We start from the raw sequence: 26981 nt of genomic DNA, 5'->3' as shown, positions 1-26981 counted from the left end.
TAAGAATAGTAAGAAAATTAAAAAATTATTCTTCCAATAATTCGCTTTTAAGATAAGTTGAGGTAGCTTCAGTTATCTTTACATCAACAAAGGTTCCCAATTCAACATCCTCAACAATAACTGGAATATATGAATTAGTTTTTGCTATATATCCACCTTTAGAACCTTTTTCAACAACCAAAACATTTTGAACCGTATTGACTAATTCCTTATTTTCTTCTTTGGTTATTTCCTGTTTAATTTCAGACAAAAATTTTGATCTTTTTTTCATTATTTCATGAGGAATCTCAACTAGAGATGATGAAATTGCACCAATTCTATGCTGATATTTTGACAGATGTATCAAACTTGGTTTTATCTCTTTTAATAATTTTACAGTTTCACCGAAATCTTCATCACTTTCAGTTGGATATCCAACAATAATATCAACAGCCAATGTCAAACTTGGAATTTCCTTTTTAAATTTTGATACAATTTCCTTATATTGTGAGATGGTATGGCCTCTTCTCATGTCGGACAATACCTTATCACTTCCACTTTGTACAGGTAAATGAATAAAATCATATACCTTCGGATGTTTTATTGCATCGATTATTCCATCAACATCATTTAATATGTTTTTAGGATGCATCATTCCAACACGAACTCTGAAATCTCCATTTAAATTAGCCACTTCTTTAATTAAATCAGATAGTTTTACACCACTGTCCCGACCAAATGCCGCAGTATCCTGAGCAGTCAATTGTATTTCACAAGCACCATTTTCAATAGCTTCCTGTGCTTCAGCAACAATATCTTCAATAGAATAACTATTTAAAGGTCCTCGCGCAAAACGAGTACAGCAAAAAGTGCATGCCCCTAAACAACCTTCACAAATCTGAAGAATATGAATTAAACTATCATCCCCGACTTTAGGAATGCCAACTTTAGATTCTTTTGAAAATCCTGTTTCACGAATAATTTCTCCACAATATGATGCATTAACCACACGGGCAGATTTATTTAATTGATGTGGGCCAATCCATGAAATATCCTCCCCGAGTTTATTTAATTTTTCAGGATCGATTTCAACCATACATCCTCCAACAATGATTTTTTTATCAGGATACTCTTTTTTTAATTTTTGAATCCTGTAAGTCATTTTATCTTCAGTAGGCAATTTGACATAGCAAGTATTTACAATGATTACATCTGCTTCCCCAATATTATCAACAAGAACCATACCATTTTCTTGCAAATTTCCAGCGATGATTTGTCCATCTGCTTGGTTAAATGTACAACCATAAGATTCAATGAAAACTTTCATTTAGATACCTTATTTAGTTTTTTTAAAAATATTTCTAGTTAAATCATAATCATAATTATTGAATTTAACTGGTTTAGAATAAACTCTTTTGATTACTCCTGCTTTTGCAAAGCCAGAAGTTAATTTTCTTTCCTGTGTTTTAATAACATGTACTTTAACTATGTGTTTATCAAGTTTAATAATATCTCCAAGAGCTATTTCAAAATCCCTTTCAAGGTCGAGTTTATATGAATCAACTTCACCATGCAAATCTACTGAAAATCCAATACGTGCTGGAATTTCAACTGAAGAAGCCCAAATTGTATCAACATCTTCCAGTTTTGATTTATTTACTCGCCTATCTCCAATTTCAATACCGGTTACCTCAACTTGACCTAAATCACTAAGTAAAGTGTCGCCAACTTTTAAGTTATCGCTTGGAGACAAATCAATTGTGGTTTTATGAGATTTGTCCTGCTCTGAAATAATTAATCTGTAAGGTCTAGGTTTCTTAAGAGAAATAATGTTCCTGTACACATGACCGCAATCTTCACATTTTAATAAGTACTCTTCTGTAAATTTCTTTTTTGTTGTTTTTTGTTTTGAATTTAATATTTCAATATTATCCGACCCGCAAATTGGACAATCCATTTTTATGCCTCCTTATTCAGAATCATTTAAATAGTGATTAACTAATCCTCCATCCTCTAATATAGACAACATGAATTTTTTAAATGGTTCAAAAGTTTTTGACACCCCTGTGGTTTTATTAACCAATGTTCCTTTTGACAAATCAATACTAATAACATCTCCATCTTTAGCTTCAATATCGCAAACAATAACCGGCAGCCCGATATTTATTGCATTTCTATAAAAAATCCTCGCAAATGATTTGGCAACAATGGCGCTTACCCCAGCAGTTTTGATTGCAACGGGCGCCTGTTCCCTTGAAGAACCACAACCAAAGTTTTCATCAGCCACTATGATATCTCCAGATTCAACATTTTGAGTAAAATCAGGCCTTTCACCTTCTAGAACATGATCTGCTAAATCTTGAGGATCAAATGTTCTTAAGTATCTTCCAGGAATAATAACATCAGTATCAATATTCCCCCCAAAGATCCATGTTTTTCCTTCAATAGTATCCATAAGTATCACTCTAAAAAAGATTAATAAATAAAAAAAAATAAAGTATCTGAAAAATCGCAAATACGAAGTTAAGGTGATTTTTGTAAGTTTATTCCTTTTTTCGTTTTAATGGTTTTGCGAATTTCTTTTCAACACCCGGACGATACATTGAATTGAATGTGCAGAATGGAATAATCCTACCATCCGGTGTTGCATAGTGGATAACACATTTTTTAACCCTATCTTCATCAAAATTAAACGGATCCATAAAGTGCATGCATGAGATAAGCATTGCATCTTTAGAAAAGTCCCCTAAAGCGTCATAATCCCCTTTAACGAATACATTTAATAAGACCTTAGTAATATCCAAATCTTTTGGAGTTCTACTGGTATGAACCATTTTAGTAAGATTTCCTGTTAAACCAGCTAAAACCCTTTTACGAGACCCGAATTTACCTTTTTTGAGTATTTCATTATATTCCTTTAATTTATTAAATAAATCTTCAACATCAATAAAGTCAGTGATTGGAATTAGTTTGTCTTTACCCTCACCTTCAGTTTTTTCTCTAAACACATAAGTAGCTATACCACAATGCTCATGACAGTTTAAAGTTACTTTTGCTGAATCTTCACCATGTAAACGAGAAATAAACTCAGCAATTGGTTCTACAGAAGATGGCGGGTAAAAAGAACTTGTCGGTACTTGGCCATCAGTTTCCTTCTCAATAATTTTAACAAAATCCGGAATAGTAATTCTTTGTTCTTCAACATGATCTGCAGGAGTCCTTCCAGCAAAGGAGACCGGTTGGAAGTTTACTCCATAAATTATGTCATTGTGATCAAATGCGAATTTAATAATCTCTCCAACTTGATGGTCATTGATGCCTTTAACTAAAGTCGGTACAAGAACAACGCCCAAACCAGCTTTTCTACAGTTTTCAATAGCCTGAATTTTATCTGGAAGCAAATTCCTAGCCCTATTGTAAATGTAAGGTTCGGGAGTTACTCCATCAAAGGCAAGGTAAACTGTATTCAATCCTGCTTCTTTAAGTTGTTTAGCAAAATTATCTCTTTTAGCTAATCTGATACCATTAGTGGCGATTTGAACATGAGTAAAACCTTCTTCTTTTGCCATTTTAATAAGATCAACTAAATCTTTTCTGACAGTAGGTTCTCCACCAGCATATTGAATAGCAGGACAGGGATAAGGTTTTAGATTCCTCAAATTTCTAAGCATTTGTCTAATTTCATCTTGAGTAGGTTCATAAATATAACCAGCCGCTGCAGCATTGGCAAAGCAGACTGGACATTTTAAATTACACCTATTTGTTACATCAATTAATCCTAATACCGTAGAAGTCTCATGTTTTGAACATAAACCACAATTACTTGGACAGGAAGCAGTATCTTCAACACAAGGATTATCAACACCCGTAATTGTTGGAATAAAATTCTCCATCCGATTGTATAAACTCTCATCACTCCAATAAGTGTTTACAAACTCTCCATGTTCATCGCAAGTTTTTTTGATGAAAACTTTCCCATCTTCATCGAAAACTTCAGCATCAACAGGTTTTCCACACTCTGGGCATAAACTTTTTGTATTTTTTATTTTCAAATAATCACCTTTTTACTAATAAAATTCTATTAGTACAAACTTACATAATATAATATATTTAAAACAATTTAATATTTAAATATTATTAATTTTATATATGTATATAAGTATAATTTCAAATGGTGAAAAAATTAAATGGCATTCAATATTCAAATAATTTCAATAGCATTCTTAACCACATTATATTTTATTCTTCCAGCATATTTTTCAAATGGAGGGGCATTAGCATTCGGTGGAGGAACACCAATTGATTTTGGAAAATGTGACTCAAAAGGTAACCGTTGGATTGGAGATGGAGTTACTTGGAGAGGGCTAATTGCTGGAACGTTAATTGGTATGATTACTGGTGCCATTCAAGGATATCTAGCCCCTATGATTTTAAATGGCGTTGAACCTTATTTAATAACCCCAATTGTGACTAATGTAGCTAATGGAATATTGATTGGATTTTTATTAGGTTTTGGAGCATTGGTTGGTGATGCTTTAGGCAGTTTTTTAAAAAGAAGACTTAGAATTGAAAGAGGCCAACCTGTTCCCTTTCTAGACCAATTAGATTTTATAATAATCGCAATAATTTTTGCAACACCCTTAGTTAGTGTTGATTGGATATTTATCATTATTGCCCTTATATTAACCTTGATAATTCACTTAATAGCTAATGGTGGAGCTTATTTAATTGGATTAAAAGATATATGGTATTAAACTAAATACTTCTCCATCATAACTGCCGTTCCAATAGCTGGAGCAACAGTACATTCATCATCAGTTAAGATATCCCCCATTGATTTAACCTCCAACTTTAAAAATTCAGCTGCCTTTCTATCTAAAATATCTTTTCCAAGACCTGTTGTCACTATTAAATCTAATTTTTGAGTATCGACAACCTGTTTTAGGCCATCAGCAATTTGTTCAACTTGTTTTTGATGAACAAATTTAGACATTTCAACAATATCCTCCATAGATAACATTTCTAAATCAGCACAGACTACACGTGCAATTCTGCGGGCACATTCAATTTTAGATTTGCCTTCACCATCAAAAGTATCACAGATATAATCATCTTCAGTGATTAAATCCAATACTGTGTAAATATCAGCAGTTTGAGCAAATAGTTCACTAGCTACCCTGTAAGTTTTTCCATTTAATTCAACCTTATCCAAAAAACTTGCAAGAGAGGTTCTCAGAGTACCTGTATAAACTAGCTCACCAGTTGCAGACCTATCAAAATCAGATTTTCCGATTGCGCACTCTTTACTATCTTTAATAGGAATAATGTCCGTTGTTGTACTTCCAGTATCGACAAATATGCAATTATCAGATATTAATGTTGCAATTTGAGCTGTTGCAATCCAATTTGCAGCCGCCGCTTTAAGTGGGGTTTTTTCAATTTCTTCACTGGATAACATTCCATCAACACCAACATATGCAACGGAACATGAAAACGTATCTTCACATTTTTTAACCACATCCAAAACTCCATCTTTTTTAGTGTCATAAGCATCGACAAGTTCAGCAGTCATTGAAATACCTACAGCATCAATTTCAGAAACCGGACAAATGTTTTCAATCAGTTCAATTAAAACTTGTGACAAATCATCATTATTACTCCACATTGGCAGATATGCAAAGTCAACTTCAATATTCTTAATTTCACCTTCTTCAAAGTCAACTATTGCCAAATCGGTGTTTGCACCCCCAATGTCAAATCCTGCAATTTTCATGTTATATTCTCCTAATTTTTAATGAGTCTCCAGATTTTTTAAATTCAATTTCACCATCTAGAGAAATATCTAACTCCCCAATAGCTATTTCTCCATCGATTAGTTCGATAATGGATTTGGCAATGTTGAAATTAGCCACTTTGTTCAATCCTACATAAGGTGTTGTAAATCTGGAATTTATTTCTAAAAGATAAACCGAATAAACATCTTTTTCATCTGAATTTATTAATAAATCAACACCGGCAAAACCCTTTATACCTTCAATAGATTCAATAGCTTTTGTTGCAATTCTAAAAGCTTCATCTTCATATTTACTTTCAAATGGTAGTTTACCACCCAGATAAATTCCTTTATCATTTTTAAGTTCAACATATTGTTCATTGAGACTTATAGGAATTGCCTTTTTGCCATCCGAAATTAAACTGACACTAATATCAATCCCATCAATATATTCCTGAACAATCACACGGGAACCGGGCTTGAAAATTTTATCCAAATCCAAAGTTAAATCTTCAATGTTTTCAATTATGACAATGTCTTCACAGTCAACACCCATCAATGGTTTTATGATTAATTTAAGTGGAGTTAAAGGATCTTCTGATTGCCATTTTTCATGCAGATTTTCAATTGCCCTTTTCCAGTATCCTTTTGAATCGATTTTAAATCTAAATGTTCTTGGTTGAGGAACATCCATTGGCAATGATTCATAAGTTTCATACTTATCCGATGTTTTAAAACAAGCTTCAGCTGATGAATTATATGTTTTAACATTATTGTCTTCCAATATTCTAGCAATATTGTATAAATTGTTGTTGTTTTCTGCAGATATGAAAATAGCATTGTTAAAGTTTGCTGCATTGTCAACTAACCAATCAACAACATCACAATCAATTAAAATAGGATTTGCATTATCATAATTTTTTATAATATATTCATAGGATTTATTAACTACAACATCAACATTAAAATCCTTCAAATCATCCAAAAGAGCAAACAATAATGCTTCTGCTTCTGAAATAATGCACTTGTCTTTTTCGCCAGAAGCGGTAAAATACTCAAATACCAATATGGACTCATTCTCTTTTATCATAAGTAATCATCATGCCTTTTAAATTTAAATCATCAGCCGGAAAACACATCTTATCCCCATCATAAGCCATGTGAATCAAAGCATTTTCTGTTTTTTCAAATTCGCCAACAGTTACATTTTCTGTAATTTCAGCCATTTTCCTTGTAAATGAATCCATAATATCTTCTGGAGCTTCAATGTCAAGTAACCCCTTATCATAATAATCTTCAATAGCATCAACTGTTAATTTTGCGGAATTTCCTTGACCATATGGATTTTTTGCATTTTTCATTTTATCTGCAAATTCTTTATCATCAAGGATTTTGCAAGCATTTTCAACTATGGCCTGTCTGTCAGATCCGACAAGAATATTGCCTCCTGCCGTTACTGTTTCTGGCCTTTCAGTATTATATCTTAACGTTAATGCAGGCACATCTAAAGTAATGGCTTCTTCTTGAAGACCTCCGGAATCGGTTAAAATTAAAGTTGATTTTGAAGTTAAAAGTAAAAAATCAAGATAACCTACCGGATTTACAATATGAACATTGTCTAAATCATTCAATTCATCAAATAATCCAAAGTTTTCCAAAGTTTTTTTAGTTCTCGGATGAATTGGAAAAATAATATTCAAGTCAGACAATTCTTTTAAAGCATCAATGATGTTAACTACCCTTTCTTTAATATCAACATTCTCTGCCCTATGCATTGTTAAAGTTGCAATATTTTCCATGTTTTCAATATCCAAGCCAGTAAGAGATTCATCTTCAAAACCTCTCTTTTTAGCTAAATCCAAATGTCTAAAACAGGCATCAACAACAGTATTGCCTGTTATGAAAAGATTTTTATGTGAAAATCCTTCAGACAGTAAATTAATAGCTGACTCCTCCGTTGGTATAAAATACATTATAGAAGCAACGTCCGCAGCTCTGCGATTAAGTTCTTCAGGCATTGTCATGTCAAAAGATCTAAGTCCCGCTTCAACATGGCCAACAGCAATATGTAATTTAGAAGCTACAAGTGCTCCTGCCAATACAGCATTAGTATCCCCTTGAACAAGTACAATATCAGGCTTTTCCACAAGAAGTACCTCTTCAATACCTCTCATCATTAAAGCAGTCTGTTTTCCATGAGTGCCGGAACCAACATGAATATTATAATCAGGAGTTGGCAGTTCCAAGTCTTTAAAAAAGTTATCTGACATTTCTTTATCGTAATGCTGGCCTGTATGTAAAACTATTTGATTGATGTTTCTTTTTGAGATTTCATCAATAATTGGTGCCATCTTAATAATTTCAGGCCGTGTTCCTAAAATTGTTGCTATTTTCATAATAATCACTTAAATAATATATATGTAAAATACTTTAAAACTTTTTATAAACAATTGAAATGCTGGGGAATTAAAAACCGTGCAGATCCTCTAAACTTTTTATCATAGCTTCACGAATTGCATATCTCTTTTGTAAATCCGTCAATGACCCCACAAGGTCACGTCTAAATCTTTCACAGGCATAATTGTCATGATTAAACTTGACTCCATCATATTGAATGTCCATTAAGATAAGATAGTCCGGCTCCATAACTTTAATATATGCTCTTGGTTCATCTTCTTTGGGATTTAATAATCTTTCAACCTCATCCAAATCCATTTTTCCAATAGCCACATCTACAAAGACCCTCATCATTTTACGAACCATGTTCCATAAAAATGATTCGCCATAAATATCCACAAATATTGGAGATAGCGTTTCATGAAGATTTGGGAAGTCTCTTTTGTGATAATCGGTGAAATTAACTTTCGTGATTTTAATATCGTCAATAGACCTGACAGTTGTTTTTTGAAATCTTTTAGTAAAATTAGTGAAGTTATGAGTGCCTTTAAATAATTCAGCACATTCATTTAATTTATCAATATCCAAATCCTGAAAGAGCATGTAACGGTATTGTCTCATCTGAGCATATCTCGGTTTAAAAGCATATCTTACCGGCGCACTTGCTAAAATTTGAATATCATCAGGTAAAGAATTGTTTATTTCGTTAACACGAACTTCTTTTTCAGACTGAAAACTAATTACATTGCCTAAACTATGAACTCCTGCATCAGTTCTACCTGCAATTCTAAATCTAGACTTTTTTAAATCATCAATATAGTTTAACTTACGTAAATGATAGATTAACTCTTCTTCAACTGTTCTAAGATTAGGTTGTCTTTGAAAACCATGGAAATTAATTCCTATATATCCAATTTTTAGTGCTGTTCTCTTCATCAATATACTATTAAACTCAATGTAAAATAAAGTTTATTGAAAAATAATATGAGAGCAAATAGCTATACTTTGATAGCTATTTACAGTTATATGACATTTATAACGGATCCCGTATCAATTCGTCAATACAGCAGAGATAATAAAAATTAAAAATAAAAAATTGAAAGATAGAGCATGCATATTATATTTTATTTTTATCATCCCAATTATTCAAATAATTAAATAATCCAAATAATTATAAGTAGTAATAAGCATATAAAACTTAGCATATAATTAATCTTTAATTATAGCTTAAAAATTAAAATGAACCAATTAAATTAAATATAATAAAAAAACAGTTAATATGCATTTAGATATTTTAATATAACTGAAGCAAATGACTTTATTAAAATAAACTGACAAACCCGAAAATTTATCAAAATGAGTTATATTTCAAAAAACAATTATTAAAAACATTATCTTGAAAAATAAATATTAATTTGCTCTAACATCATAATTTCAAATAAACATACCTTAAAAATAAAGAAACAAGCATAAATAATTAAAATAAAAAAAATGTAATAATTTTTTATGAAAAAATAATAAAATGCAATATAAGTATTTAAATGTATATTTACTATATTAACCTATTATCTTCCTCCTAATCATAAACGTGTTTGACAATTATTTTCTAAGTTTTACCATAACCTTATCGGTCTTTACTGATTTGTAATACCAATAGTCATGATAAGTTAACTCATCTTCCCCATCATCCCAATTACTCCATTTCCACTGACCTTTATTTTTAAAGTGAACTTTAGATAAGTAATTATCAGGATTTACAATTTTACCATTTTTATATACATATATTTTAAGTTTAAAACCTTTAGGTGTTTCCTTTTGATAAGTTTTAATCTTATATTTTCCACTATATTTTGTAACATATTTATTATTTTTAACTGCTACCTTAATATTGACATATTTACTTTTAGTAGCAGATTTCTTGACTATTAAATTAAATGTAGTGGAATCGCCTCTATACTTAGAATCTCCACTATATTTTACTTTACACACATATCTTTTAGCTTTGGATGGAGCTTTAAATGTTATTGAAAACTTTCCGTTTTTAACCTTAGCCGAATATTTTTTACCATCAACTTTTAATGATACCTTCCCCTTTGCAGTTTTTGCGATTTTATCAGTTTCATCATCAAAAATATAGCTGGTAATTTTAACTTTTTTACCGCTTTTTACAATTTTTGAATCGATTTCTAAGTCGCTTTCTTTTTTCTTATTTCCAACTGCTGAGAAATCATCATCGTCATCATCATGATCACGTGAATTAATTTTATCCATATTATTTTCAGAATCCAAAATATCAGATTCTGACAAACCCGTCATGCTATTTTCATTATTCTCAATAGCAGTTACGGCCGTAACTGCTAATAAACTTACAATAAATATCGTAAGTAAAACAAATTTTTTATTCAACATTTTTTCCACACCTGTAAAATATGTCTAACATTTATATAGTTTTATGTACAAAAGTACATAATCAATATTATTTAATCTACTAACATATTAAGTTATTTACTATTCATGTAATTTGTGTTAAACTCAATTTTGTTTTTATAAAATCTTATTGAGATTAATTTCTGAAGGTGTTTTTTATGGAAGATTAACTTATAAAAAACCTAGACGAATAGGTATAAATTGAAAATTCAAAAAAGGTATGTGAAGAGTCTGTTTGATAATGATATAATTTAAAACAATATTTCCAGAAAAAATAAAAAGAACATGCAAGAGTGCAAAAAAGAAAATAAAACTCAATGACATCAGATGGTTTGAGAAATCCGTATTTTCAAAAACTAAATTTAACAAAAATCAGCGAATTTTTTTACAGTAGGATCTTTAATTATCAATACGGTAAATTGTTTAAAAAAATAAATGAAATTAAATAAAAGAATTATTTTTTATTTAATTCGTTGAAATAAAATATTTCGTCTGATACTACTTCAAGTAATGATTTATCATGGCTTACAGCTAAAATTCCAATATTATTTTTTTTAGCATAATTTAATAATACATCCCATATTTGTACTTGTGTTACTGTATCAAGCATGGTACTGATTTCATCTGCAATGATAAATCTTGTTTTAGGATGTAAAGATCTCAATATTGAAAATCTTTGCAATTCTCCCCCAGATAACTCATTAGGCCATCTTTTTAACCAACCATCAGAAATACCAAATGTATCTCTTAATTCTTTTGATGGAACCCATGATTCCTCCAAAATATTTTCCATTTTCCATTTTGGATTCATAGTTTTTTCAGGATGTTGAAATATAAGTTGTACAGGATTATAATCCTTAGAATCTATAGGATTATTATCAATTGTTACAGTTCCTTCGTATCTTGGAATATAACCAGAAAGTATTTTACATAAAGTACTTTTACCACTACCACTATCACCAATTAAACCTATTACTTTATCATCAGGAACACTTATAGAGATATTATTTAATATAGGTGAATCTTTTTTATAAGCAAATGAAATATTATTTCCTTCAAGTTTCATCGTATTCCTCCCACAGGTGACATCTAACTTTATTATTTCCAATATCACATAATAATGGCTTAGTATCTTTACATATTTCTTTTCTTATTGGACAATTTTTATAATAAATACAACCTTCTTCATCATTTAATGGTTGGGCGCCCTCAGTTAATTTAAATCCATTATCCGGCAAAGCTCCTATTAATGCTTTTGAATATGGGTGCATTAACTTATTAACATCTTTAAAGTTTTCTACTTGATTAATTTCAATTACATAACCTGAATAGAATATTGCAATTCTATTAGCAGTTCTAATAGCTACTTCTATATCATGAGTAATTAAAATAATGCCTTTACCATCTTCAGCTAACCTTTTAATATCATTGATTGTTTCTTCTACGCTTTTAGCATCTAATCCAGGTGTTGGTTCATCAGCAACTAATAAATCTGGATCAGACAATAATGCGGTTGAAAGTAAAACTTTTCTCGCCATACCTCCAGATAGTTCAAATGGATACATTACATCTACAGATTCATCTAGATCATATTTAGCAAATACTTCTCTTTGATGGGATTTTTTACGTTTATAATCTTCTTCACCATTCGTTTTTCCAATAGCTTGCTGCGATACTTTCATTAAAGGATCCAGGTAATTGACTGATTGTGGAACTAAACAGATATTTTTACCTCTAATGGCCTTTTTATCTTCTTCTGTTAAAACTTTACCTTTAAAACTAATATCTCCCGTGCATGTTGCATTATTTGGAAGAATTCCCAATATAGCATGAGCAAGTAGACTTTTGCCTGACCCGCTAGACCCTAGAATAGCTACAACTTCTCCCTCTTCAACATCCAATGATAAATCAGAGATTACTTTTAGTTCCCTTTGTTGTAGTCCTTGAACATATTGAGTAAAACCTATTGATAAATTTGAAACACTTAATAATTCCATAAAAACACCTAATTTTGAGCCTCAGATGGATCTAATAACTTATGTACATACTCACCAATCAAATCAAATAACAATACAATGATTAATAAAGAAACACCAGGGAAAAATGCTAACCACCAGCAACCATTTGACAAATATTGCATGGATTCAGCTAAAATAATACCAATAGCCGGTTCATGTGGAGATAAACCAAATCCTAAGAAAGTAATACCTGCTTCATGCATAATTGCATGAGGAAACATTAATATAACACCCACCACAATTTGTGAAAGTAATAATGGGAACATATGCTTTGTTGCAATCCATAGTTTGGATTTACCTTGTTGTTCAGCTACTTTAATAAACTCCATTGTTTGTATTTGCTTTACTTCAGCCCTTAAAATACGAGCTAATGGTGTCCAATGAGTTAAACCAACACCCATAATTACCCCATAAAATCCTCCACCAAAAGAGATTGACAATAAAATAATAAGCAATATATGTGGAATAGCTGAGAACAAATCTATTATTCCTGCAACAAATTCATCTAATATTCTATTAACTCCTGAAAACAATCCTAAGACAATTGCAACTGCTGTACTTATGACAGATGCAAAAGCCCCTACTCCCATACTCAATCCAAGTCCTGCAACAGTTCTTACAAACATGTCCCGACCCATCCAATCAGTACCGAAAATATGCTCAAAAGAAGGCAATTGATTAAACTGTGAAAAATTAGTGGTTAATGAAGATACATCAATAATCATACTACTTATTAGGATAACTAATAAAAATAGTGTAGATATTCCAATTATAACCAATGTTTTAGTTCGGAGATTAGCATTATATATAAACCAAGGCTTTTTATCATCACTTTTCTTTTTAAACATCATACCTCATTCTCCTTAATACGTGGATCAATAAAGTAGTATAAGATATCTGCAATTAAATTTCCAACAAACACAAATACTGCACTTATTACAACTATCCCCAATAATAATGGCACATCACTTTGAAGACCTGCAGCAACAGCAGTTTGACCAATTCCAGGATATAAAAATACTTGTTCTACAAGTATTGTTCCTCCAAACAATTCACTGAAATTTAAGAATTGTAATGTTAAGGCAGGTAATAAAATATTACGTATGCCATGTCTTTCGATTAAATCCCAACCATCTTCACCTCTAGATTTGGCAAATAACACATAATCTGAAGACAATACATTTAATAGTTCATTACGTGTATACAATGCAATTGGTGCAACACCAACCATACTTAATGTAAGCGTTGGCAGCACAAGTCTTGCAAGCCATTGCCATATCGTTACATCCGTGCTCGACACTCCAATGGGAACACCTAATCCAACTGGAAACCATCCCAGTTCTACTGAAAAAATTACTAAAATAAGTAATGCTATCCAAAAGGTTGGTGCTGACTGCAAGATATAACAATAAACCCTTATGATTTTATCAATCCATGATCCCCTATTTTTACCTGATACAACACCTAAAACAAATCCTAATAACCCGCTGATAACCCAGGATAATAACATTAATACTAAAGATGCTGTGAATTTCTCAAATATAACATCACTTACAGGTTTTCTAAAAATTAATGAATTTCCAAGGTTTCCTTGAATAAAATTAGTAAACCAATTAAATATTTTAGTGGTAATAGGTTGACCTACACCCCAATACTGTTCTAATAATGCTCTTTGAGCTTCAGTCACAGGAGTTTCTCTTAAATATGCATTAACAGGGTCAATAGGCGAAAGATCCAATAATAAAAAACTAAAAATCGAAACTGCTACCATCAAAACAATGAAATGAATTAACTTATTCCTAAAAAAAAGCATCATACGTGAATCCATATTATCAATACTCAAAAACTAATACATGTTAAAAACTATTTTAAAAAAAAAATAAAAAAAAGAAAGAAATGATTATTTAGTTGAATTGGTACGTGTCCATTCACAAATGTTTTGCATATAGTCGTGACCTACGCTTGGAGGAGCACCCATATCAATATCATTCTTTACAAAATAACAGTAATCAAAATCAGCAATCCATAACCAAGGAGCATCTGCATTAGGTCCAAATCCAGAACCAGAACCAGTATTGGCAGCATCAGCCCAAAGACTATTAGAAGCATTGACATCATTTTCTCGTAAAGCAGATTCTAATATGGCATCTACTTCTGAATTACCATATCCATTTGGATTCATATAATTATCTTCACTATAATTTTCTTTACTATGATATTGTTGGTAAATATTCCTGTAAGGATTATCTGAAGATTGTTGGAATACAGCAGAATCTTTATACATTCTAGAATATATTGTATCCCAGTCTGTTCCTTCCAACTCAATATTAATTCCTAAATCTTTAGCTTGTTCAGACACGACTGTTGCAAGAGCTTGTCTTGCTTGATCATCAGAACTATACAATACCGTGAAGGTTGCATTAGTACCATTTTTCTCTCTAATTCCATCACCATCAGTATCAATCCATCCATCATCTTCCAATATTCTTTTAGCTTCTTTTTTATCATTATCTTTTATAATAGCATTTGGATTAGAATATTTATGACTATCAACACCAGTATAATCAACTACTGCATGACCTTTATAAACAGAATTAACGATTTCTTCACGATTAATTCCAACATTTAAAGCTTTTCTTATTGCAATATCTCCAGTTACATTGTTACCTACATCATTTCCACCAGTGGTTTTTACACCAGTATCATTTTGATATGGGAAAGTTAAACCTTGTGCACGAGGACTATAAAATTCTACCAAATTATAACCTTCAATAGTTTCATTTAAACCTGAAATCGGTACTTGAACAACACTAGCCTGATTAGATTTAGCAATTTGCATTGCAGCACTATCTTCCTCAGGGAACAACATAGTTATTTGTGTGAAATATGGCTTATCCCCATAATAATTATCATTTGCTTCAAAAATAGCTTGTTGACCTTTATCCCATTGTTTTAATACATAAGGACCAGTACCAATAGGATTTTCACCATAAGTCTCATTATTATAATCTTTTTCAGGTACAATCCCAATATATCTTAAATCATATGTGAAAGTAGACTGAGGTGAATTTAAAGTAAATTCGACAGTATTATCATCTATGGCTTTAGCTTCCTTTAAGTTGGACATGTCTAATTCAGAACTACTTGTTCTTGCTTCATTGAATGTGAATGCAACATCTTTTGCTGTTAAAGTTTCGTTATTGGAAAATTTAACGTCATCTCTTATTCCAACAGTCCATTTAAGACCATCTGAACTTATATTATATCCTGTTGCTAAATCATTGACAAAATTGCCCTTCTTATCAGATTTTAGAAGTGTACTTTGAACTAAAGGGTTAAAGTTCATGTGTCCACAACCCCAACCGGTCAACGGGTTGAAACCTGTTGCAGGTTCACCAGTTAGACCAGGAACTGTTACAACAATATGGGTTGGATCATCATCATTAGACGTTCCCAACATTGAAGCAACTGCAACAATCACAATAACAATGACAATTATAGCAACAATAAAATATTTCATTTTATTATCCATTTTCTTAAAACTCCATAATTCATTTAATCTATTATCAATCAAAGTAATACACCTATCATATAATTTAATAATAAATGTAATACTTTTTAAATTAATAATATGATTAGATATTTAATTCCATATTATTTAACTATTTCTAAAATAATTACTACAAAACTATGTGATTTCACTTTAAACAAAATTTTCATTAAAAAATTTTTAGCTTTAACATTATAGTTTACAGATAATAAATCGATTATAGTGAAATAACTTGAGTGCATAAATTAATCAAAAGAATACAGGAAAAAATAAATGAAACATTCTTTTAAACAAAAATCATGAATAATCATCTAATTTTACCCAAGTACTGTTAAAAAATCCAAATTTTAAAAACAAATTATAATTTAATTACATATTGAAAATCAGCAACTCCAGGATTGATTTCTAATCCATAAATATTTTTATCCATATGGACAGTTTCAAGCTCGTTATTTTCATCAAACGTGACAATGAACCCCATTTTTACCCAAAAATCTAAAGCACCATCTAATGTTTTGTGAGTGTGTAAATAAATTTCAGTATAATTTGATTCTTTTGCAAAATTCTCAGCAATACCAAACATTCTAGAAGCTAAACCACAACGTCGACATCTTTTATCAACAAACAATCTCCAAATACTTGAAGTATTTTCATTAGAATATGAATGTTTAAATTCAGGAAAATCTTTATCAAAAGCCCTTATCCCAATTGTTGATATAATTTCTTCATTTTCATTATAAGCAACAAAAAAATTATTTCTTTTTGGAGCAATATAATAATCCTCCAAATTTACAATATCCTTATGCCACTTTGGAACGTAACCATATCCAAATTCTTTTTTAATCATGTTAAATAAGAATTTTTGAACCTTTCTAATTTCATGCGAATCATTACTTAACTTTTTAATAGTAACATTCATTTTAAATACCAGCCATCAAAGTATTATTAAATCAATTGTTTTTATGTATTAAGTAATACTTTTTAATAATTTCTGAATAACATTAATTAATAAAATACTAAATCATATATAAAATTTATGCTTTGAAAAATAAATGGCAATTGAATAGAAAAAGTCATTAGATGTATAAAATGTTTCAATCTTATTTATTCATCACATAAAGGATTAAATTAATTGAATTATTGATTTAACCATTGATATATCTAAAAATGAAATTTTAACTGTGTTATGTCAAATTAATTCAAAATCCAACGTAAATACAATATAAATTAAAAGCATTAACACAAGAAGATACACAAGAAATCAGAGGAAAGAATATTGTTATAGTACCTCAGCAAGCAAACTTCTTAGATTCTCTAATGAAATGTTTTAAGCAAGCAATAAAACACCACCAGAATTAAAAAGTAAAAAAGAGAAAAAAGCTATAATTCCATTATTTGAAGGAATAACTAGAAAAGTACTTATTTCAACTGCACCACATTTGATGGTAGAATATGCCTTAAGGATATCAATAATCTTTAATATTTTCATTAATGTTAATAATCAATTCAAGGGTGTCCGCCAAAAATCTAAAATTAATTTTTGAAACTGATTAAAACTACTTCAATTCAAAAACAAAGAAAAATTTGCATCAAAAAAATTACTTTTGGCGAACACCCTCAAATAAAAAATGTAATGATTTCACATTTCATTTATTATTCCTAATGATATAAATTAATTAAAAAATTGTAATAAATAATACTTTTTTAAGAAATAAATCAAATTAGTAATATTTTTCTTAGATAATTTTAAATACTTCTAAAATAATAAACTTAATTCAATTGTTATTTAATTAAATTATTTTTTAATTTAATAAATTTATAGCAATTGAAAATTTAAAATTTGGAGAAAAAAATGGAACGCAAATACATTATTGGAATAATCATTGTAATAGTTATTGCTATTATTGCTGGAGCGGTCCTCATGGGAGGAACCTCCACTGAAAGAGCAGATGATGAACTAGTAGTTGCCGCTTACAGTCATGGAGGTGAACCTGAGGCCGGTTTTGACCCAATGCTTGGGTGGAATTACCTTGCAGAACCTTTAATTCAATCTACATTATTAAAGATGACACCAAACATGACATATAAAAACGATTTAGCAACAAGTTGGGAAGCAAATGATGATTTTACTGAATACACAGTTAAAATCAGAAATGATGTTAAATTTACTGATGGTACTCCATTAACAGCTGAAGACGTAGCATTCAGTTACAATGAAGCTTCAACAAATGGAGCAAGTAACTTAGACTTCAGTAGTTTAAAAAATGTCACAGCTAAAGATAATACCACAGTTGTATTTAAATTAAACAAACCAGATTCCACATTTGTTGATAAATTTGCATATCTAGGTATTGTACCGTCTGATTCTTATAATAACGAAACATATGGATCTAATCCAATCGGTTCCGGACCATATAAATTCGTACAATGGGACAAAGGTCAACAACTTATCTTAGAAAAAAATACTGACTACTATGGAAAACAACCAGAATTTAATAAATTAACAATTCTCTTTGAAATGAATGATGCTGCATTCAATGCTGCTAAAAATCATGAGGTAGATGTGGCTGCTGTACCATTAGCTTATGCTAATGAAACAATTGATGGCTACAACATGAAATTACTCGATACTATTGATGTAAGAGGATTATCCTTACCGGTTGTACCTAATACTGGTAAAACAACTGAAGATGGAAATCATATGGGTAACAATGTTACTTCAGATAAAGCAATAAGAAAAGCATTGAACTATGGTATTAATAGAACTGCAATAGCTGAAGGTGCATTAAATGGATTTGGATATCCTAACTATGACGGTATTGCACACCAATTACCATGGGCTAACGATGAAGTAAATGCTATTGAAGATGGAGATGTTGATAAAGCTAAACAAATCTTAAAAGAAGGAGGATGGAAAGACACTGATGGTGATGGAATCGTTGAGAAAAACGGTACAAAAGCATCTATCAATGTATACTACGCATCTGATGCTTCTGAAAGACAAGCTATTGCCGTAACTATCGCTGAACAAGCAAAAGAATTTGGTATTGAAGTGAATGCAACTGGTTCCAACTGGGACGAAATGGATGCAATTAAAAATACCGACCCTGTCGTATGGGGATTCGGTTCTACTGACCCATCAACCTTGATGAGCGAATATTATGGAGAATATGCAGGTCAGAGTTACAATAATCCAGCTTTAGTAAATAACAGTGCTGTGGATAAACATATTGATACAGCCAGATCAATGGATCGTGAATCCTCATACAGTGAATGGTCTGGAGTTTCCTGGGATGGAAGTGAAGGTATTTCACCATTAGGTGATGCGGCATGGTTATGGGCTGGCGAAATAAAATACGGATACTTTGTTGATGACAGTCTAGATATTTCTGAAGATACTGCATTATTACAACCTCACGGAGGGGATATCTTCTCCAACATTTACGACTGGCACAGAGTTTCTTCTATTGAAAAATAAAAATATTTAAATTATGAGTTGAATTATTACAATTTAACTCATCTCTTTTTTTTATTAGGGGTTTTTTTATGGTAAACTATGAAAAATTAGCAAAATTTTTAGGTAAAAAAATTGTTAGATTAGTGATTTTGCTCATTTTTGTTATATTATTAAGTTTCTTCCTTATAGACATGTCTCCTATCAACCCTGTAAAAACATATATTAGTAATATAATAATTTCACAAAATCAAATAGCTCAATTAGAAGCTTACTGGGGAGTTAATGAACCAATCACAACTAAAATGGCAAATTGGTTAGGGAATATTATTCAAGGAGATTTTGGAACTTCCCTTATTTTTAGAGTACCTGTAATTGATGTTATCAAAGAAAGATTCTTAGCATCATTAGCTTTAATGCTGTCCTCATGGATTCTGTCTGGAATAATAGGATTTACATTAGGAGTTCTCGCAGGATTTAAAAAAGATACAATTGTTGATAAAGCTATTAAAGTATACTGTTACATATTACAATCTGCACCAACATTTTGGATTGCATTACTTATTTTAATGATATTTAGTGTATATTTAGGTTGGTTCCCAACTGGTTTAGGTGTTCCAATTGCAACATTAAGTGAAAATGTATCATTTTGGGATTGGTTAAACCGTTTGATCCTTCCAATGATTACATTAAGTATTGTGGGAATAGCTTCAATCGCATTGTATACACGGGATAAATTAATTGAAGAGATGAATAGTGATTATTTTTTATTTGCTAAAGCAAGAGGAGAGAGTGGTTGGAATCTAATTAAAAGACATGGAATTAGAAATATTCTACTTCCAGCAGTTACATTGCAATTTTTAGGATTTTCAGAATTATTCGGTGGAGCAGTTCTTGTCGAACAAATATTTACCTATCCCGGAATTGGACAGGCTGCAGTATCAGCAGGTCTTAAAAGTGATGTGCCTTTACTTTTAGGAATTGTAATATTTAGTGCAATATTTGTTTACTGCGGCAATTTAATTGCAGATTTAATTTATAACTTTGTAGATCCAAGAATTAAGGAGAGTGAAGAAGATGGTTAATACTGAAAAAGGAAGTCTTTATAATTCTATTGGTAAAATGAATTTAAGAACAAAAACATTAATAACCATTGGAATAACTGTATTTATATTGATTGCAGTTGTTATTTCAAGCTTACTTATTAATTCAGCAGACATCACAACTAATTTCCAGGCAATGAATCAAGCCCCCTCATTTGAACATTTATTTGGTACTGATTGGATGGGAAGAGACATGTTCACACGTACCCTAAAAGGATTAGGGTTGAGTGTTCAAATTGGAGCTGGAGCATCTGTATTAAGTAGTTTAATAGCTATTGGAATGGCATTTATTTCAAGCACCAATAAATTCTTAGATGGATTTATTGCATGGTTAATTGATTTATTTTTATCAATTCCCCATATTTTATTAATTATTTTAATTTCAATTGCATTAGGCGGAGGAGCATTTGGAGTAACAATGGGTGTGGCTATTACACATTGGACTTCACTTGCAAGAGTTTTAAGAGCAGAAATCAAACAAATACAAACATCGGAGTTTGTTAAATTATCTGAAAGATTTGGAAAATCCAAATTATGGATTGCAAAAAAACACATTTTGCCGTTAGTAATCACACAGATAATTGTTGGTACCATTCTAATTTTCCCTCATGCAATTATGCACGAAGCCAGTGTAACATTTTTAGGATTCGGTTTATCACCTCATGAACCTGCAATCGGTATCATTTTATCAGAATCTATGAAATATCTTGCAACAGGTAACTGGTGGTTAGCATTATTCCCTGGTTTGGCATTATTAATTATTGTATTGCTATTTGATATTGCAGGCGAAAATATTAAGAAAATACTTGACCCAACAAGCGCTAATGAATAGGTGAGAAGATGGATAAAATATTAGATGTGGAAAATGTATCAATTTCATTTATCCAATACACACAAGGATTAAATCAAAGAAATTTACATGTAATTACCGATTTAACCCTAGACATGACTGAAGGTGAAATTTTAGCAGTACTTGGTTCAAGTGGTTCTGGAAAAAGTCTACTTGCACATGCAATATTCGGAATCCTACCGGAAAATGCTAATTTAAAAGGAAAAATAAAATATAAAGGAAAAGAATTATCACAAAAAGATAAAGAAGAAATTCGTGGAAAAGAAATAGGATTAATCCCTCAATCAGTTAATTTCCTAAATCCACTGATGAAAATATCTGACCAAGCAATTGGACATACTGAAAGTGATGAAGAAAAAAAAGAGAAAAAACAAAAGCAAAGAGAACTCTTTAAACGTTACAATTTAGGTCCTGAAGTGGATGACATGTACCCCTTCCAATTATCCGGAGGAATGGCAAGAAGAGTGCTTGTATCAACTGCATTATTATCAAGTCCGAAACTTGTAGTGGCTGACGAGCCAACACCAGGGCTTGATGAAAAAACAGTCAAAGAAACATTAAATCACTTCAAAAATATGAAAGAAGATGGAGTTGGAGTGCTTTTAATTACACATGACATTCATGCCGCATTAGAAATAGCTGATAGAATTGGAATATTCTATGCAGGTTATGTAATAGAAATAGCTGAGAATAAAGATTTCTCCGGAGATGGTGAAAACCTACTCCATCCTTACACAAAAGCATTATACAAAGCATTGCCTGCAAATGGATTCCATCTAACACATGGGCACCAACCTTTACACGGAGAAATCCCTAAAGGCTGCCCATACTATGAAAGATGTGAAATGAGATTTGAAAAATGTAAGAGTGAATGCCCACAACTAATTGATCTTGGAAATAAAAAAGTTAGATGTTTTAAATACCAAGAAGGTGCATAAAATGGAACTTAAAGGAACAAACATTTCATTTAAATATCCACTAGCAAAAGAATTCTTACTAAAGGATATTGACATATATCTGGACAACAATAAAATCATAGGTTTAGTTGGAGATAGTGGTATTGGAAAATCAACACTATGCGAAATACTATCTGGATACCTAACAAATTTTGAAGGAAATGTGGAACTTGATGGGGAAAAATTACCTCAAAAAGAGTTCTGCCCAGTGCAATTAATTTACCAGCACCCAGAAAAAGTAATGAATCCGAAATGGAAAATGAAAGATGTCCTTGAAGAATCCTGGAATGTTGACGAAAATCTTTTAGACGAATTCGGAATTCAAAAATCTTGGTTTACCCGATTTCCTCAAGAACTTTCAGGAGGAGAACTTCAAAGATTTTCCGTATTAAGAGCCCTCAATCCAAAAACAAAGTTCTTAATTGCAGATGAAATGACAACGATGCTTGATGCAATAACACAAGTGCAAATTCTAGATGCTGTGTTGAAAATAGTTCGCCAAAGAAAAATGGGATTTTTGCTTGTAAGTCATGATATGGATCTTGTTAATACAATCTGTGATGACATAATCTATTTTGAAGATATTAATGGTATTTAATCATTAATATCCATTACTTTTTGTCTATGCTTGCGCATAATCCTGAAACCCATCAATTAAACTTTAAAAACTAGAAATCATTAATGAAACAATAATTGGAATTGACATCTAAGCAATGCTTTTTTTATGATTACCAATCATTACCTCAATATTATTTACAGAATCATTATTAATCAGGATAATAATTAAAAGTTATTCAAATATAAGATTAATTATTTGAAAAATTTTAAAAAATAAAAGAAAAAAATAAAAAAAAGAATTATTCTTTTTTAGCAACATAAATTTCTTGTTTAGTGCTTGCATTTGCATCGAAAACAATATCTTCCGCATTTTCTTTAATGTCCTGAAATGTTTCTTCAGCATCTTTTTTAGTAGAAATTACACCAGCCATTCCTTTTGTGGCTAAATCTTTAGCAGCTTGTGATTTAATGATTTGTGCACCAATTATTGCTGTTGCAATTCCACCTGCAAATAATAATGCATGTTTATGTTCTTTTGCAAATGCAGGTAAATGTTTTTTGAATACCATTAAAATTCCTCTTGAGTTATTCTTTAGATTCAACAACTATCTCTTCAGCTTCAGCTTTCATATCAGATACAATTTTTTCTGCATCTTGTTTAATTGAAATGACTTCAGCCAAAGCATTAGTAGCAGTATCTTTTACAATATCGGATTCCAATACTTTTTTACCGATTACTGCTGCAGCCACTCCACCAGTAAATATTACTGCCGCTTGGTGACCAATTGCTAAACCCACTAAACGTTTCAATACCATATCAATCCCTCACGAAATTAAAATTTATTCTTCAGCTATTTCTTCAGCTTCTTTTTTCATATCTTCAATCGCTTTTTCAGCATCTTGTTTAGCAGAAATGACTCCTGCCATAGCGTTAGTTGCAGTCTCTTTTACAACACCAGACTCTAACACTTTTTTACCAACAATTGCAGTAGCAACACCACCTGCAAAAATTAATGCAGCCTTGTGTTCAATTGCATGATCTAAAATTTTTTTAAAAACCATATTGATCCCTCTAATTAATTAAATTTATTCTTCAGCTATTTCTTCAGCTTCTTTTTTCATATCTTCAACAGCTTTTTCAGCATCTTGTTTAGCAGACATTACTCCTGCAACAGCTTGAGTAGTAGCATCCTTTACGGTTTTTGATTCAATGATTTTTTTACCGATAATCGCAGTTGCAATTCCACCTACAAATAATAATGCAGATTTGTGTTCAACGATTTTATTCATGTATTTTGGGTGTATCATTTTTAATTACTCCTAAATTTTTAAATTCAAATCAATTAATATTCCTTGTTATAACATTATGAAAAAAGTAGTATATAAAGTAATCGGTTTAAAAGGTTTTTTAGGTTAATCTAATAATTTATATTTAGTTATAACTAATTTAGGAAACTCTAAACCCTTTTTAAATTTAGTCATTCCGAAAAATGAATAAAAAGAAATTAGAATAAAGGATCTTTTACCATCCCAATTCTAAATGAATTTAATATAACAAGCAAGGTCAGTCCTAAATCTCCAAAACCAACAGACATCATTAATGTGATAACGCCTAAAATTGCAAGTACAACACATAACAATTTAACTGCAATTGCTACACTAATATTTTGTTTAATAATTCCCATTGTTTTATGAGATAATGAGAATAAATACGGGAGTTTTGAAATATCATCTTGCATTAATGCAACATCTGCTGTTTCAATAGCTACATCAGAACCTGCAACACCCATAGCAATACCTATATTTGCACGTGCTAAAGCTGGTGCATCGTTAATACCATCACCAATCATAGCCACATTACCAAATTTATTCCTGATGGTATCAAGGAGGTTCAATTTATCTTCAGGAAGCAAATCAGAATATACATAATTAATTCCAATTTCATCTGCTACTTTACGAGCTGCCAGTTTATTATCTCCTGTAAGCATGACAGTCTGAATACCTTGACTGTTTAAATCAGCAACTACTTCAGAAGCATTAGATCTGAGTTTGTCCGCTACAGTAATAATGCCCAATACTTTTTCTGAATTTCCAACAAAGACAATTGTTTTTCCTTCAGAAGTGCGTTTATTAATATCGTCTCTTGAGATATCAAATGAACTTCCTTCAATTAATGATTCATTAGCAGCATAATATTCAACACCATTAATGATACCAACGATTCCTTTACCTGGAACATTTTTAAACTCGTCAATATCATCAAATTCAATATCATTCATTGTTGCATAGTCCACAATAGATTGTGCAATAGGGTGAGACGATTTATGCTCTAAAGAAGCTGCAATATTAACAATATCGTTTTCTGAGAATGCCTCATCGACAACTTCAACTTCACTTAAAACTAATTTGCCCTCTGTTAAAGTACCAGTTTTATCAAAGATTACGGCTTTAATATCCCTCATTTCCTCAACATAACTACTTCCTTTAATTAATACTCCATTTTTTGTAGCTGAAGTAATGGCAGATACCATGCCAACTGGTGTTGAGATTAAAAATGCACAAGGACAGGAAATTACTAATAATGAAAGTGCTTTATAAACCCAATCAATTAATGGCTGACCAAATAATAAATTAGGAACAAGTGCAACACAAATTGCAGCAACCATCATGACCGGAGTGTAATATTTAGCTACTTTCTCAACAAGAGATTCAGTTTCAGACACATTTAGTTGGGACCTTTTAACTAATGTTACTATTTTAGAAATTACAGAATCTTTTGCTTTTTTAGTAACAACCATCTCTAAGTATCCATCTTCATTAACAGTCCCGGAAAATACTTCATCCCCAATCTCTTTTAAAACAGGAACACTCTCTCCAGTAATGGAAGCTTGATTAATTGAAGATGAACCATATACAACAGAACCATCTAAAGGAACTTTATCTCCAGGTTTGACAATGACAATTTCACCAATATTAACATCATCAACATTTCTTAACTCTTCAGAATCTCCTACTTTAACTCTAGCGGTTTCAGGAGCAATCTCGACTAAAGATTTAATGGAACGTTTTGCACGGTGTTCTGCATAATCTTCTAAGAATTCAGCAATAAAGTAAAGGAATGTTACGGCAGCACCTTCTTCAGGATGCCCTATGATGAATGAAGCAACACAAGCAATACACATTAACATTGCCGGGCCAATAGTGTGCCTTTTAACTAATGAGTTATATGCAAGAATTGCAATTTCATAACCTGCAATTAAAGCACCTAACATGAATATTAAAGTAACGATAGTTGGGTTAAATGATAAGAATTCTAAAATATGGCCTGCAGCAAAACATATTCCACTTCCAACGATGATTTGAATTGGTCTATTAGCTATTAAAGGTTTACCCTCTGCCAATAATTCTTCATTTTCCTCACCAGGGTCATGATCATCATCTGCACAATCAGGACATCCGCAAATACTTATTTCAACATCATCATCATGGTCATGACAATCACAATCAGAATCACTACAAACATCCCCATCAACATGCTCATGATGATGCTCGTGACCATGACCCTCTGCACAATCAGAATCACTACAAACATCCTCTTTAACATGAGAATGCTCATGCTCGTGGTCATGATGTTGGTGATCATGGTCGTGACCATGATCATCTGCACAATCAGGACATCCACAAATACTTATTTCAACATCCTCATCATAATCTATTTCTTCTCTGTGATCATATACATTTAAATCAGTTTTTTCCTGATAATCTTTTAATAATCGTTTATTATAATGATTAGAATCTGTACAATGTACTTCGTCGCAATTTGAATCGTAACAGATATAATTATAATGTTCTGGATTGTGACAGTCTTCATCTTGACAATCTGCATCGTAACATCTATTATCTGTCATAATATCAC

The 26981-nt window shown here is 31.2% G+C and carries 27 protein-coding genes; 6 read left to right on the top strand and 21 right to left on the bottom strand.

The features are described 5' to 3' along the window. Positions 1–25 precede the first annotated feature (25 nt). From Q9968_RS01890 to tes, 4 genes are all read right to left on the bottom strand, one after another. Positions 26–1306 carry a tRNA (N(6)-L-threonylcarbamoyladenosine(37)-C(2))-methylthiotransferase gene (locus Q9968_RS01890; RefSeq protein WP_305512923.1) on the bottom strand — a complete coding sequence of 427 codons (1281 nt, stop codon included), beginning with the start codon at positions 1304–1306 and terminating at the stop codon, positions 26–28. Between the two features lie 9 nt (positions 1307–1315). Next, positions 1316–1936 (bottom strand): HVO_0476 family zinc finger protein, encoded by a 621-nt coding sequence (locus Q9968_RS01885; RefSeq protein ID WP_305512921.1) that lies wholly within the window; start codon positions 1934–1936, stop codon positions 1316–1318. Positions 1937–1948: 12 nt separating this feature from the next. Next, positions 1949–2434 carry a homoaconitase small subunit gene (gene hacB / locus Q9968_RS01880; protein ID WP_305512919.1) on the bottom strand — a complete coding sequence of 162 codons (486 nt, stop codon included), beginning with the start codon at positions 2432–2434 and terminating at the stop codon, positions 1949–1951. An 88-nt stretch (positions 2435–2522) separates the two neighbouring features. Next, positions 2523–4031 carry a tetraether lipid synthase Tes gene (tes, locus tag Q9968_RS01875; RefSeq protein ID WP_305512917.1) on the bottom strand — a complete coding sequence of 503 codons (1509 nt, stop codon included), beginning with the start codon at positions 4029–4031 and terminating at the stop codon, positions 2523–2525. 135 nt (positions 4032–4166) lie between these two features. Here tes and Q9968_RS01870 point away from each other — a divergent pair, with 135 nt between their 5' ends. Further along, positions 4167–4733: a CDP-2,3-bis-(O-geranylgeranyl)-sn-glycerol synthase gene (locus tag Q9968_RS01870; protein WP_305512915.1), complete on the top strand. Its 567-nt coding sequence runs from the start codon at positions 4167–4169 to the stop codon at positions 4731–4733. Here the strand turns inward: Q9968_RS01870 and Q9968_RS01865 are convergent. The 12 genes from Q9968_RS01865 to Q9968_RS01810 form a co-directional block, all read right to left on the bottom strand. Then, a complete protein-coding gene (locus Q9968_RS01865; protein ID WP_305512913.1) occupies positions 4730–5752 on the bottom strand; it encodes a hydantoinase/oxoprolinase family protein in 1023 nt (340 codons plus the stop codon). The two genes, Q9968_RS01870 and Q9968_RS01865, sit on opposite strands and share 4 nt — an antisense overlap. Position 5753: 1 nt before the next feature. Beyond that, the gene (locus tag Q9968_RS01860; protein ID WP_305512912.1) at positions 5754–6842 is read right to left on the bottom strand and encodes an ATP-grasp domain-containing protein; all 1089 of its coding nucleotides are present in this window, start codon (positions 6840–6842) and stop codon (positions 5754–5756) included. Beyond that, the gene (gene wecB / locus Q9968_RS01855; protein WP_305512910.1) at positions 6826–8148 is read right to left on the bottom strand and encodes a non-hydrolyzing UDP-N-acetylglucosamine 2-epimerase; all 1323 of its coding nucleotides are present in this window, start codon (positions 8146–8148) and stop codon (positions 6826–6828) included. The genes Q9968_RS01860 and wecB overlap by 17 nt, the downstream gene beginning before the upstream one ends. 70 nt (positions 8149–8218) lie before the next feature. After that, a complete protein-coding gene (gene truA / locus Q9968_RS01850; RefSeq protein ID WP_305512908.1) occupies positions 8219–9085 on the bottom strand; it encodes a tRNA pseudouridine(38-40) synthase TruA in 867 nt (288 codons plus the stop codon). 663 nt (positions 9086–9748) lie between these two features. Then, on the bottom strand, positions 9749–10558 hold the full coding sequence (locus Q9968_RS01845) for a hypothetical protein (RefSeq protein ID WP_305512906.1): 810 nt from the start codon (positions 10556–10558) through the stop codon (positions 9749–9751). Positions 10559–11030: 472 nt separating this feature from the next. Beyond that, positions 11031–11642 carry an ATP-binding cassette domain-containing protein gene (locus Q9968_RS01840; RefSeq protein ID WP_305512904.1) on the bottom strand — a complete coding sequence of 204 codons (612 nt, stop codon included), beginning with the start codon at positions 11640–11642 and terminating at the stop codon, positions 11031–11033. Then, complete coding sequence (locus Q9968_RS01835) at positions 11632–12573, bottom strand: ABC transporter ATP-binding protein (RefSeq protein WP_305512902.1); 942 nt, start codon at positions 12571–12573, stop codon at positions 11632–11634. The genes Q9968_RS01840 and Q9968_RS01835 overlap by 11 nt, the downstream gene beginning before the upstream one ends. An 8-nt stretch (positions 12574–12581) precedes the next feature. Then, positions 12582–13442 (bottom strand): ABC transporter permease, encoded by an 861-nt coding sequence (locus Q9968_RS01830; protein WP_305512956.1) that lies wholly within the window; start codon positions 13440–13442, stop codon positions 12582–12584. Then, on the bottom strand, positions 13442–14431 hold the full coding sequence (locus tag Q9968_RS01825; protein ID WP_305512954.1) for an ABC transporter permease: 990 nt from the start codon (positions 14429–14431) through the stop codon (positions 13442–13444). The genes Q9968_RS01830 and Q9968_RS01825 overlap by 1 nt, the downstream gene beginning before the upstream one ends. A gap of 63 nt (positions 14432–14494) precedes the next feature. Further along, a complete protein-coding gene (locus Q9968_RS01820; protein ID WP_305512899.1) occupies positions 14495–16126 on the bottom strand; it encodes an ABC transporter substrate-binding protein in 1632 nt (543 codons plus the stop codon). A 376-nt stretch (positions 16127–16502) separates the two neighbouring features. Further along, the gene (locus Q9968_RS01815) at positions 16503–17063 is read right to left on the bottom strand and encodes a GNAT family N-acetyltransferase (RefSeq protein WP_305512897.1); all 561 of its coding nucleotides are present in this window, start codon (positions 17061–17063) and stop codon (positions 16503–16505) included. Positions 17064–17471: 408 nt separating this feature from the next. After that, on the bottom strand, positions 17472–17633 hold the full coding sequence (locus tag Q9968_RS01810) for a hypothetical protein (RefSeq protein WP_305512896.1): 162 nt from the start codon (positions 17631–17633) through the stop codon (positions 17472–17474). A gap of 363 nt (positions 17634–17996) precedes the next feature. Here Q9968_RS01810 and Q9968_RS01805 point away from each other — a divergent pair, with 363 nt between their 5' ends. The 5 genes from Q9968_RS01805 to Q9968_RS01785 all read left to right on the top strand — a co-directional run bounded on the left by Q9968_RS01805 (position 17997) and on the right by Q9968_RS01785 (position 23105). Continuing rightward, complete coding sequence (locus Q9968_RS01805; RefSeq protein WP_305512894.1) at positions 17997–19622, top strand: ABC transporter substrate-binding protein; 1626 nt, start codon at positions 17997–17999, stop codon at positions 19620–19622. Between the two features lie 68 nt (positions 19623–19690). Continuing rightward, a complete protein-coding gene (locus tag Q9968_RS01800) occupies positions 19691–20683 on the top strand; it encodes an ABC transporter permease (protein ID WP_305512892.1) in 993 nt (330 codons plus the stop codon). After that, entirely contained in the window at positions 20676–21533 is an 858-nt protein-coding gene (locus Q9968_RS01795; protein WP_305512890.1) for an ABC transporter permease, read from the top strand. The genes Q9968_RS01800 and Q9968_RS01795 overlap by 8 nt, the downstream gene beginning before the upstream one ends. An 8-nt stretch (positions 21534–21541) precedes the next feature. Then, positions 21542–22489, top strand: a complete 948-nt coding sequence (locus tag Q9968_RS01790; protein ID WP_305512888.1) for an ABC transporter ATP-binding protein — start codon at positions 21542–21544, stop codon at positions 22487–22489. Position 22490: 1 nt separating this feature from the next. After that, entirely contained in the window at positions 22491–23105 is a 615-nt protein-coding gene (locus tag Q9968_RS01785; RefSeq protein ID WP_305512886.1) for an ABC transporter ATP-binding protein, read from the top strand. A gap of 259 nt (positions 23106–23364) precedes the next feature. Here Q9968_RS01785 and Q9968_RS01780 read toward each other — a convergent pair whose 3' ends face one another. The 5 genes from Q9968_RS01780 to Q9968_RS01760 form a co-directional block, all read right to left on the bottom strand. Beyond that, positions 23365–23634 carry a DUF6110 family protein gene (locus Q9968_RS01780; protein WP_305512884.1) on the bottom strand — a complete coding sequence of 90 codons (270 nt, stop codon included), beginning with the start codon at positions 23632–23634 and terminating at the stop codon, positions 23365–23367. A gap of 16 nt (positions 23635–23650) precedes the next feature. Next, complete coding sequence (locus Q9968_RS01775; protein ID WP_305512882.1) at positions 23651–23881, bottom strand: hypothetical protein; 231 nt, start codon at positions 23879–23881, stop codon at positions 23651–23653. Positions 23882–23905: 24 nt separating this feature from the next. Beyond that, on the bottom strand, positions 23906–24127 hold the full coding sequence (locus tag Q9968_RS01770) for a hypothetical protein (protein WP_305512880.1): 222 nt from the start codon (positions 24125–24127) through the stop codon (positions 23906–23908). Positions 24128–24151: 24 nt separating this feature from the next. Then, positions 24152–24373, bottom strand: coding sequence for a hypothetical protein (locus Q9968_RS01765; protein WP_305512878.1), 222 nt, complete (start codon positions 24371–24373; stop codon positions 24152–24154). 197 nt (positions 24374–24570) lie between these two features. Then, positions 24571–26973, bottom strand: a complete 2403-nt coding sequence (locus Q9968_RS01760) for a cation-translocating P-type ATPase (protein ID WP_305512876.1) — start codon at positions 26971–26973, stop codon at positions 24571–24573. Positions 26974–26981: the final 8 nt, after the last annotated feature.

Origin of the sequence: Methanobrevibacter sp. V14, from assembly GCF_963082475.1 — an archaeon.
In the GTDB taxonomy this organism is placed as follows: Archaea; Methanobacteriota; Methanobacteria; order Methanobacteriales; family Methanobacteriaceae; genus Methanocatella.
Note: the sequence above shows the minus strand (reverse complement) of the source record. Positions and strands in the feature narration are given on the sequence as shown.

Excerpts from the sequence above, each read along its gene's own strand:
- Q9968_RS01765 (WP_305512878.1), bottom strand. The coding sequence starts at position 24,373 with ATGATACACCCAAAATACATGAATAAAATCGTTGAACACAAATCTGCA.
- Q9968_RS01785 (WP_305512886.1), top strand. The coding sequence starts at position 22,491 with ATGGAACTTAAAGGAACAAACATTTCATTTAAATATCCACTAGCAAAA.
- Q9968_RS01770 (WP_305512880.1), bottom strand. The coding sequence starts at position 24,127 with ATGGTTTTTAAAAAAATTTTAGATCATGCAATTGAACACAAGGCTGCA.
- Q9968_RS01820 (WP_305512899.1), bottom strand. The coding sequence starts at position 16,126 with ATGGATAATAAAATGAAATATTTTATTGTTGCTATAATTGTCATTGTT.
- Q9968_RS01830 (WP_305512956.1), bottom strand. The coding sequence starts at position 13,442 with ATGTTTAAAAAGAAAAGTGATGATAAAAAGCCTTGGTTTATATATAAT.
- Q9968_RS01885 (WP_305512921.1), bottom strand. The coding sequence starts at position 1,936 with ATGGATTGTCCAATTTGCGGGTCGGATAATATTGAAATATTAAATTCA.
- Q9968_RS01760 (WP_305512876.1), bottom strand. The coding sequence starts at position 26,973 with ATGACAGATAATAGATGTTACGATGCAGATTGTCAAGATGAAGACTGT.
- Q9968_RS01775 (WP_305512882.1), bottom strand. The coding sequence starts at position 23,881 with ATGGTATTGAAACGTTTAGTGGGTTTAGCAATTGGTCACCAAGCGGCA.
- Q9968_RS01795 (WP_305512890.1), top strand. The coding sequence starts at position 20,676 with ATGGTTAATACTGAAAAAGGAAGTCTTTATAATTCTATTGGTAAAATG.
- wecB (WP_305512910.1), bottom strand. The coding sequence starts at position 8,148 with ATGAAAATAGCAACAATTTTAGGAACACGGCCTGAAATTATTAAGATG.
- Q9968_RS01840 (WP_305512904.1), bottom strand. The coding sequence starts at position 11,642 with ATGAAACTTGAAGGAAATAATATTTCATTTGCTTATAAAAAAGATTCA.
- Q9968_RS01800 (WP_305512892.1), top strand. The coding sequence starts at position 19,691 with ATGGTAAACTATGAAAAATTAGCAAAATTTTTAGGTAAAAAAATTGTT.
- Q9968_RS01835 (WP_305512902.1), bottom strand. The coding sequence starts at position 12,573 with ATGGAATTATTAAGTGTTTCAAATTTATCAATAGGTTTTACTCAATAT.
- Q9968_RS01865 (WP_305512913.1), bottom strand. The coding sequence starts at position 5,752 with ATGAAAATTGCAGGATTTGACATTGGGGGTGCAAACACCGATTTGGCA.
- Q9968_RS01780 (WP_305512884.1), bottom strand. The coding sequence starts at position 23,634 with ATGGTATTCAAAAAACATTTACCTGCATTTGCAAAAGAACATAAACAT.
- Q9968_RS01890 (WP_305512923.1), bottom strand. The coding sequence starts at position 1,306 with ATGAAAGTTTTCATTGAATCTTATGGTTGTACATTTAACCAAGCAGAT.
- hacB (WP_305512919.1), bottom strand. The coding sequence starts at position 2,434 with ATGGATACTATTGAAGGAAAAACATGGATCTTTGGGGGGAATATTGAT.
- Q9968_RS01815 (WP_305512897.1), bottom strand. The coding sequence starts at position 17,063 with ATGAATGTTACTATTAAAAAGTTAAGTAATGATTCGCATGAAATTAGA.
- Q9968_RS01870 (WP_305512915.1), top strand. The coding sequence starts at position 4,167 with ATGGCATTCAATATTCAAATAATTTCAATAGCATTCTTAACCACATTA.
- Q9968_RS01860 (WP_305512912.1), bottom strand. The coding sequence starts at position 6,842 with ATGATAAAAGAGAATGAGTCCATATTGGTATTTGAGTATTTTACCGCT.
- Q9968_RS01810 (WP_305512896.1), bottom strand. The coding sequence starts at position 17,633 with ATGAAAATATTAAAGATTATTGATATCCTTAAGGCATATTCTACCATC.
- truA (WP_305512908.1), bottom strand. The coding sequence starts at position 9,085 with ATGAAGAGAACAGCACTAAAAATTGGATATATAGGAATTAATTTCCAT.
- Q9968_RS01790 (WP_305512888.1), top strand. The coding sequence starts at position 21,542 with ATGGATAAAATATTAGATGTGGAAAATGTATCAATTTCATTTATCCAA.
- Q9968_RS01805 (WP_305512894.1), top strand. The coding sequence starts at position 17,997 with ATGGAACGCAAATACATTATTGGAATAATCATTGTAATAGTTATTGCT.
- Q9968_RS01845 (WP_305512906.1), bottom strand. The coding sequence starts at position 10,558 with ATGTTGAATAAAAAATTTGTTTTACTTACGATATTTATTGTAAGTTTA.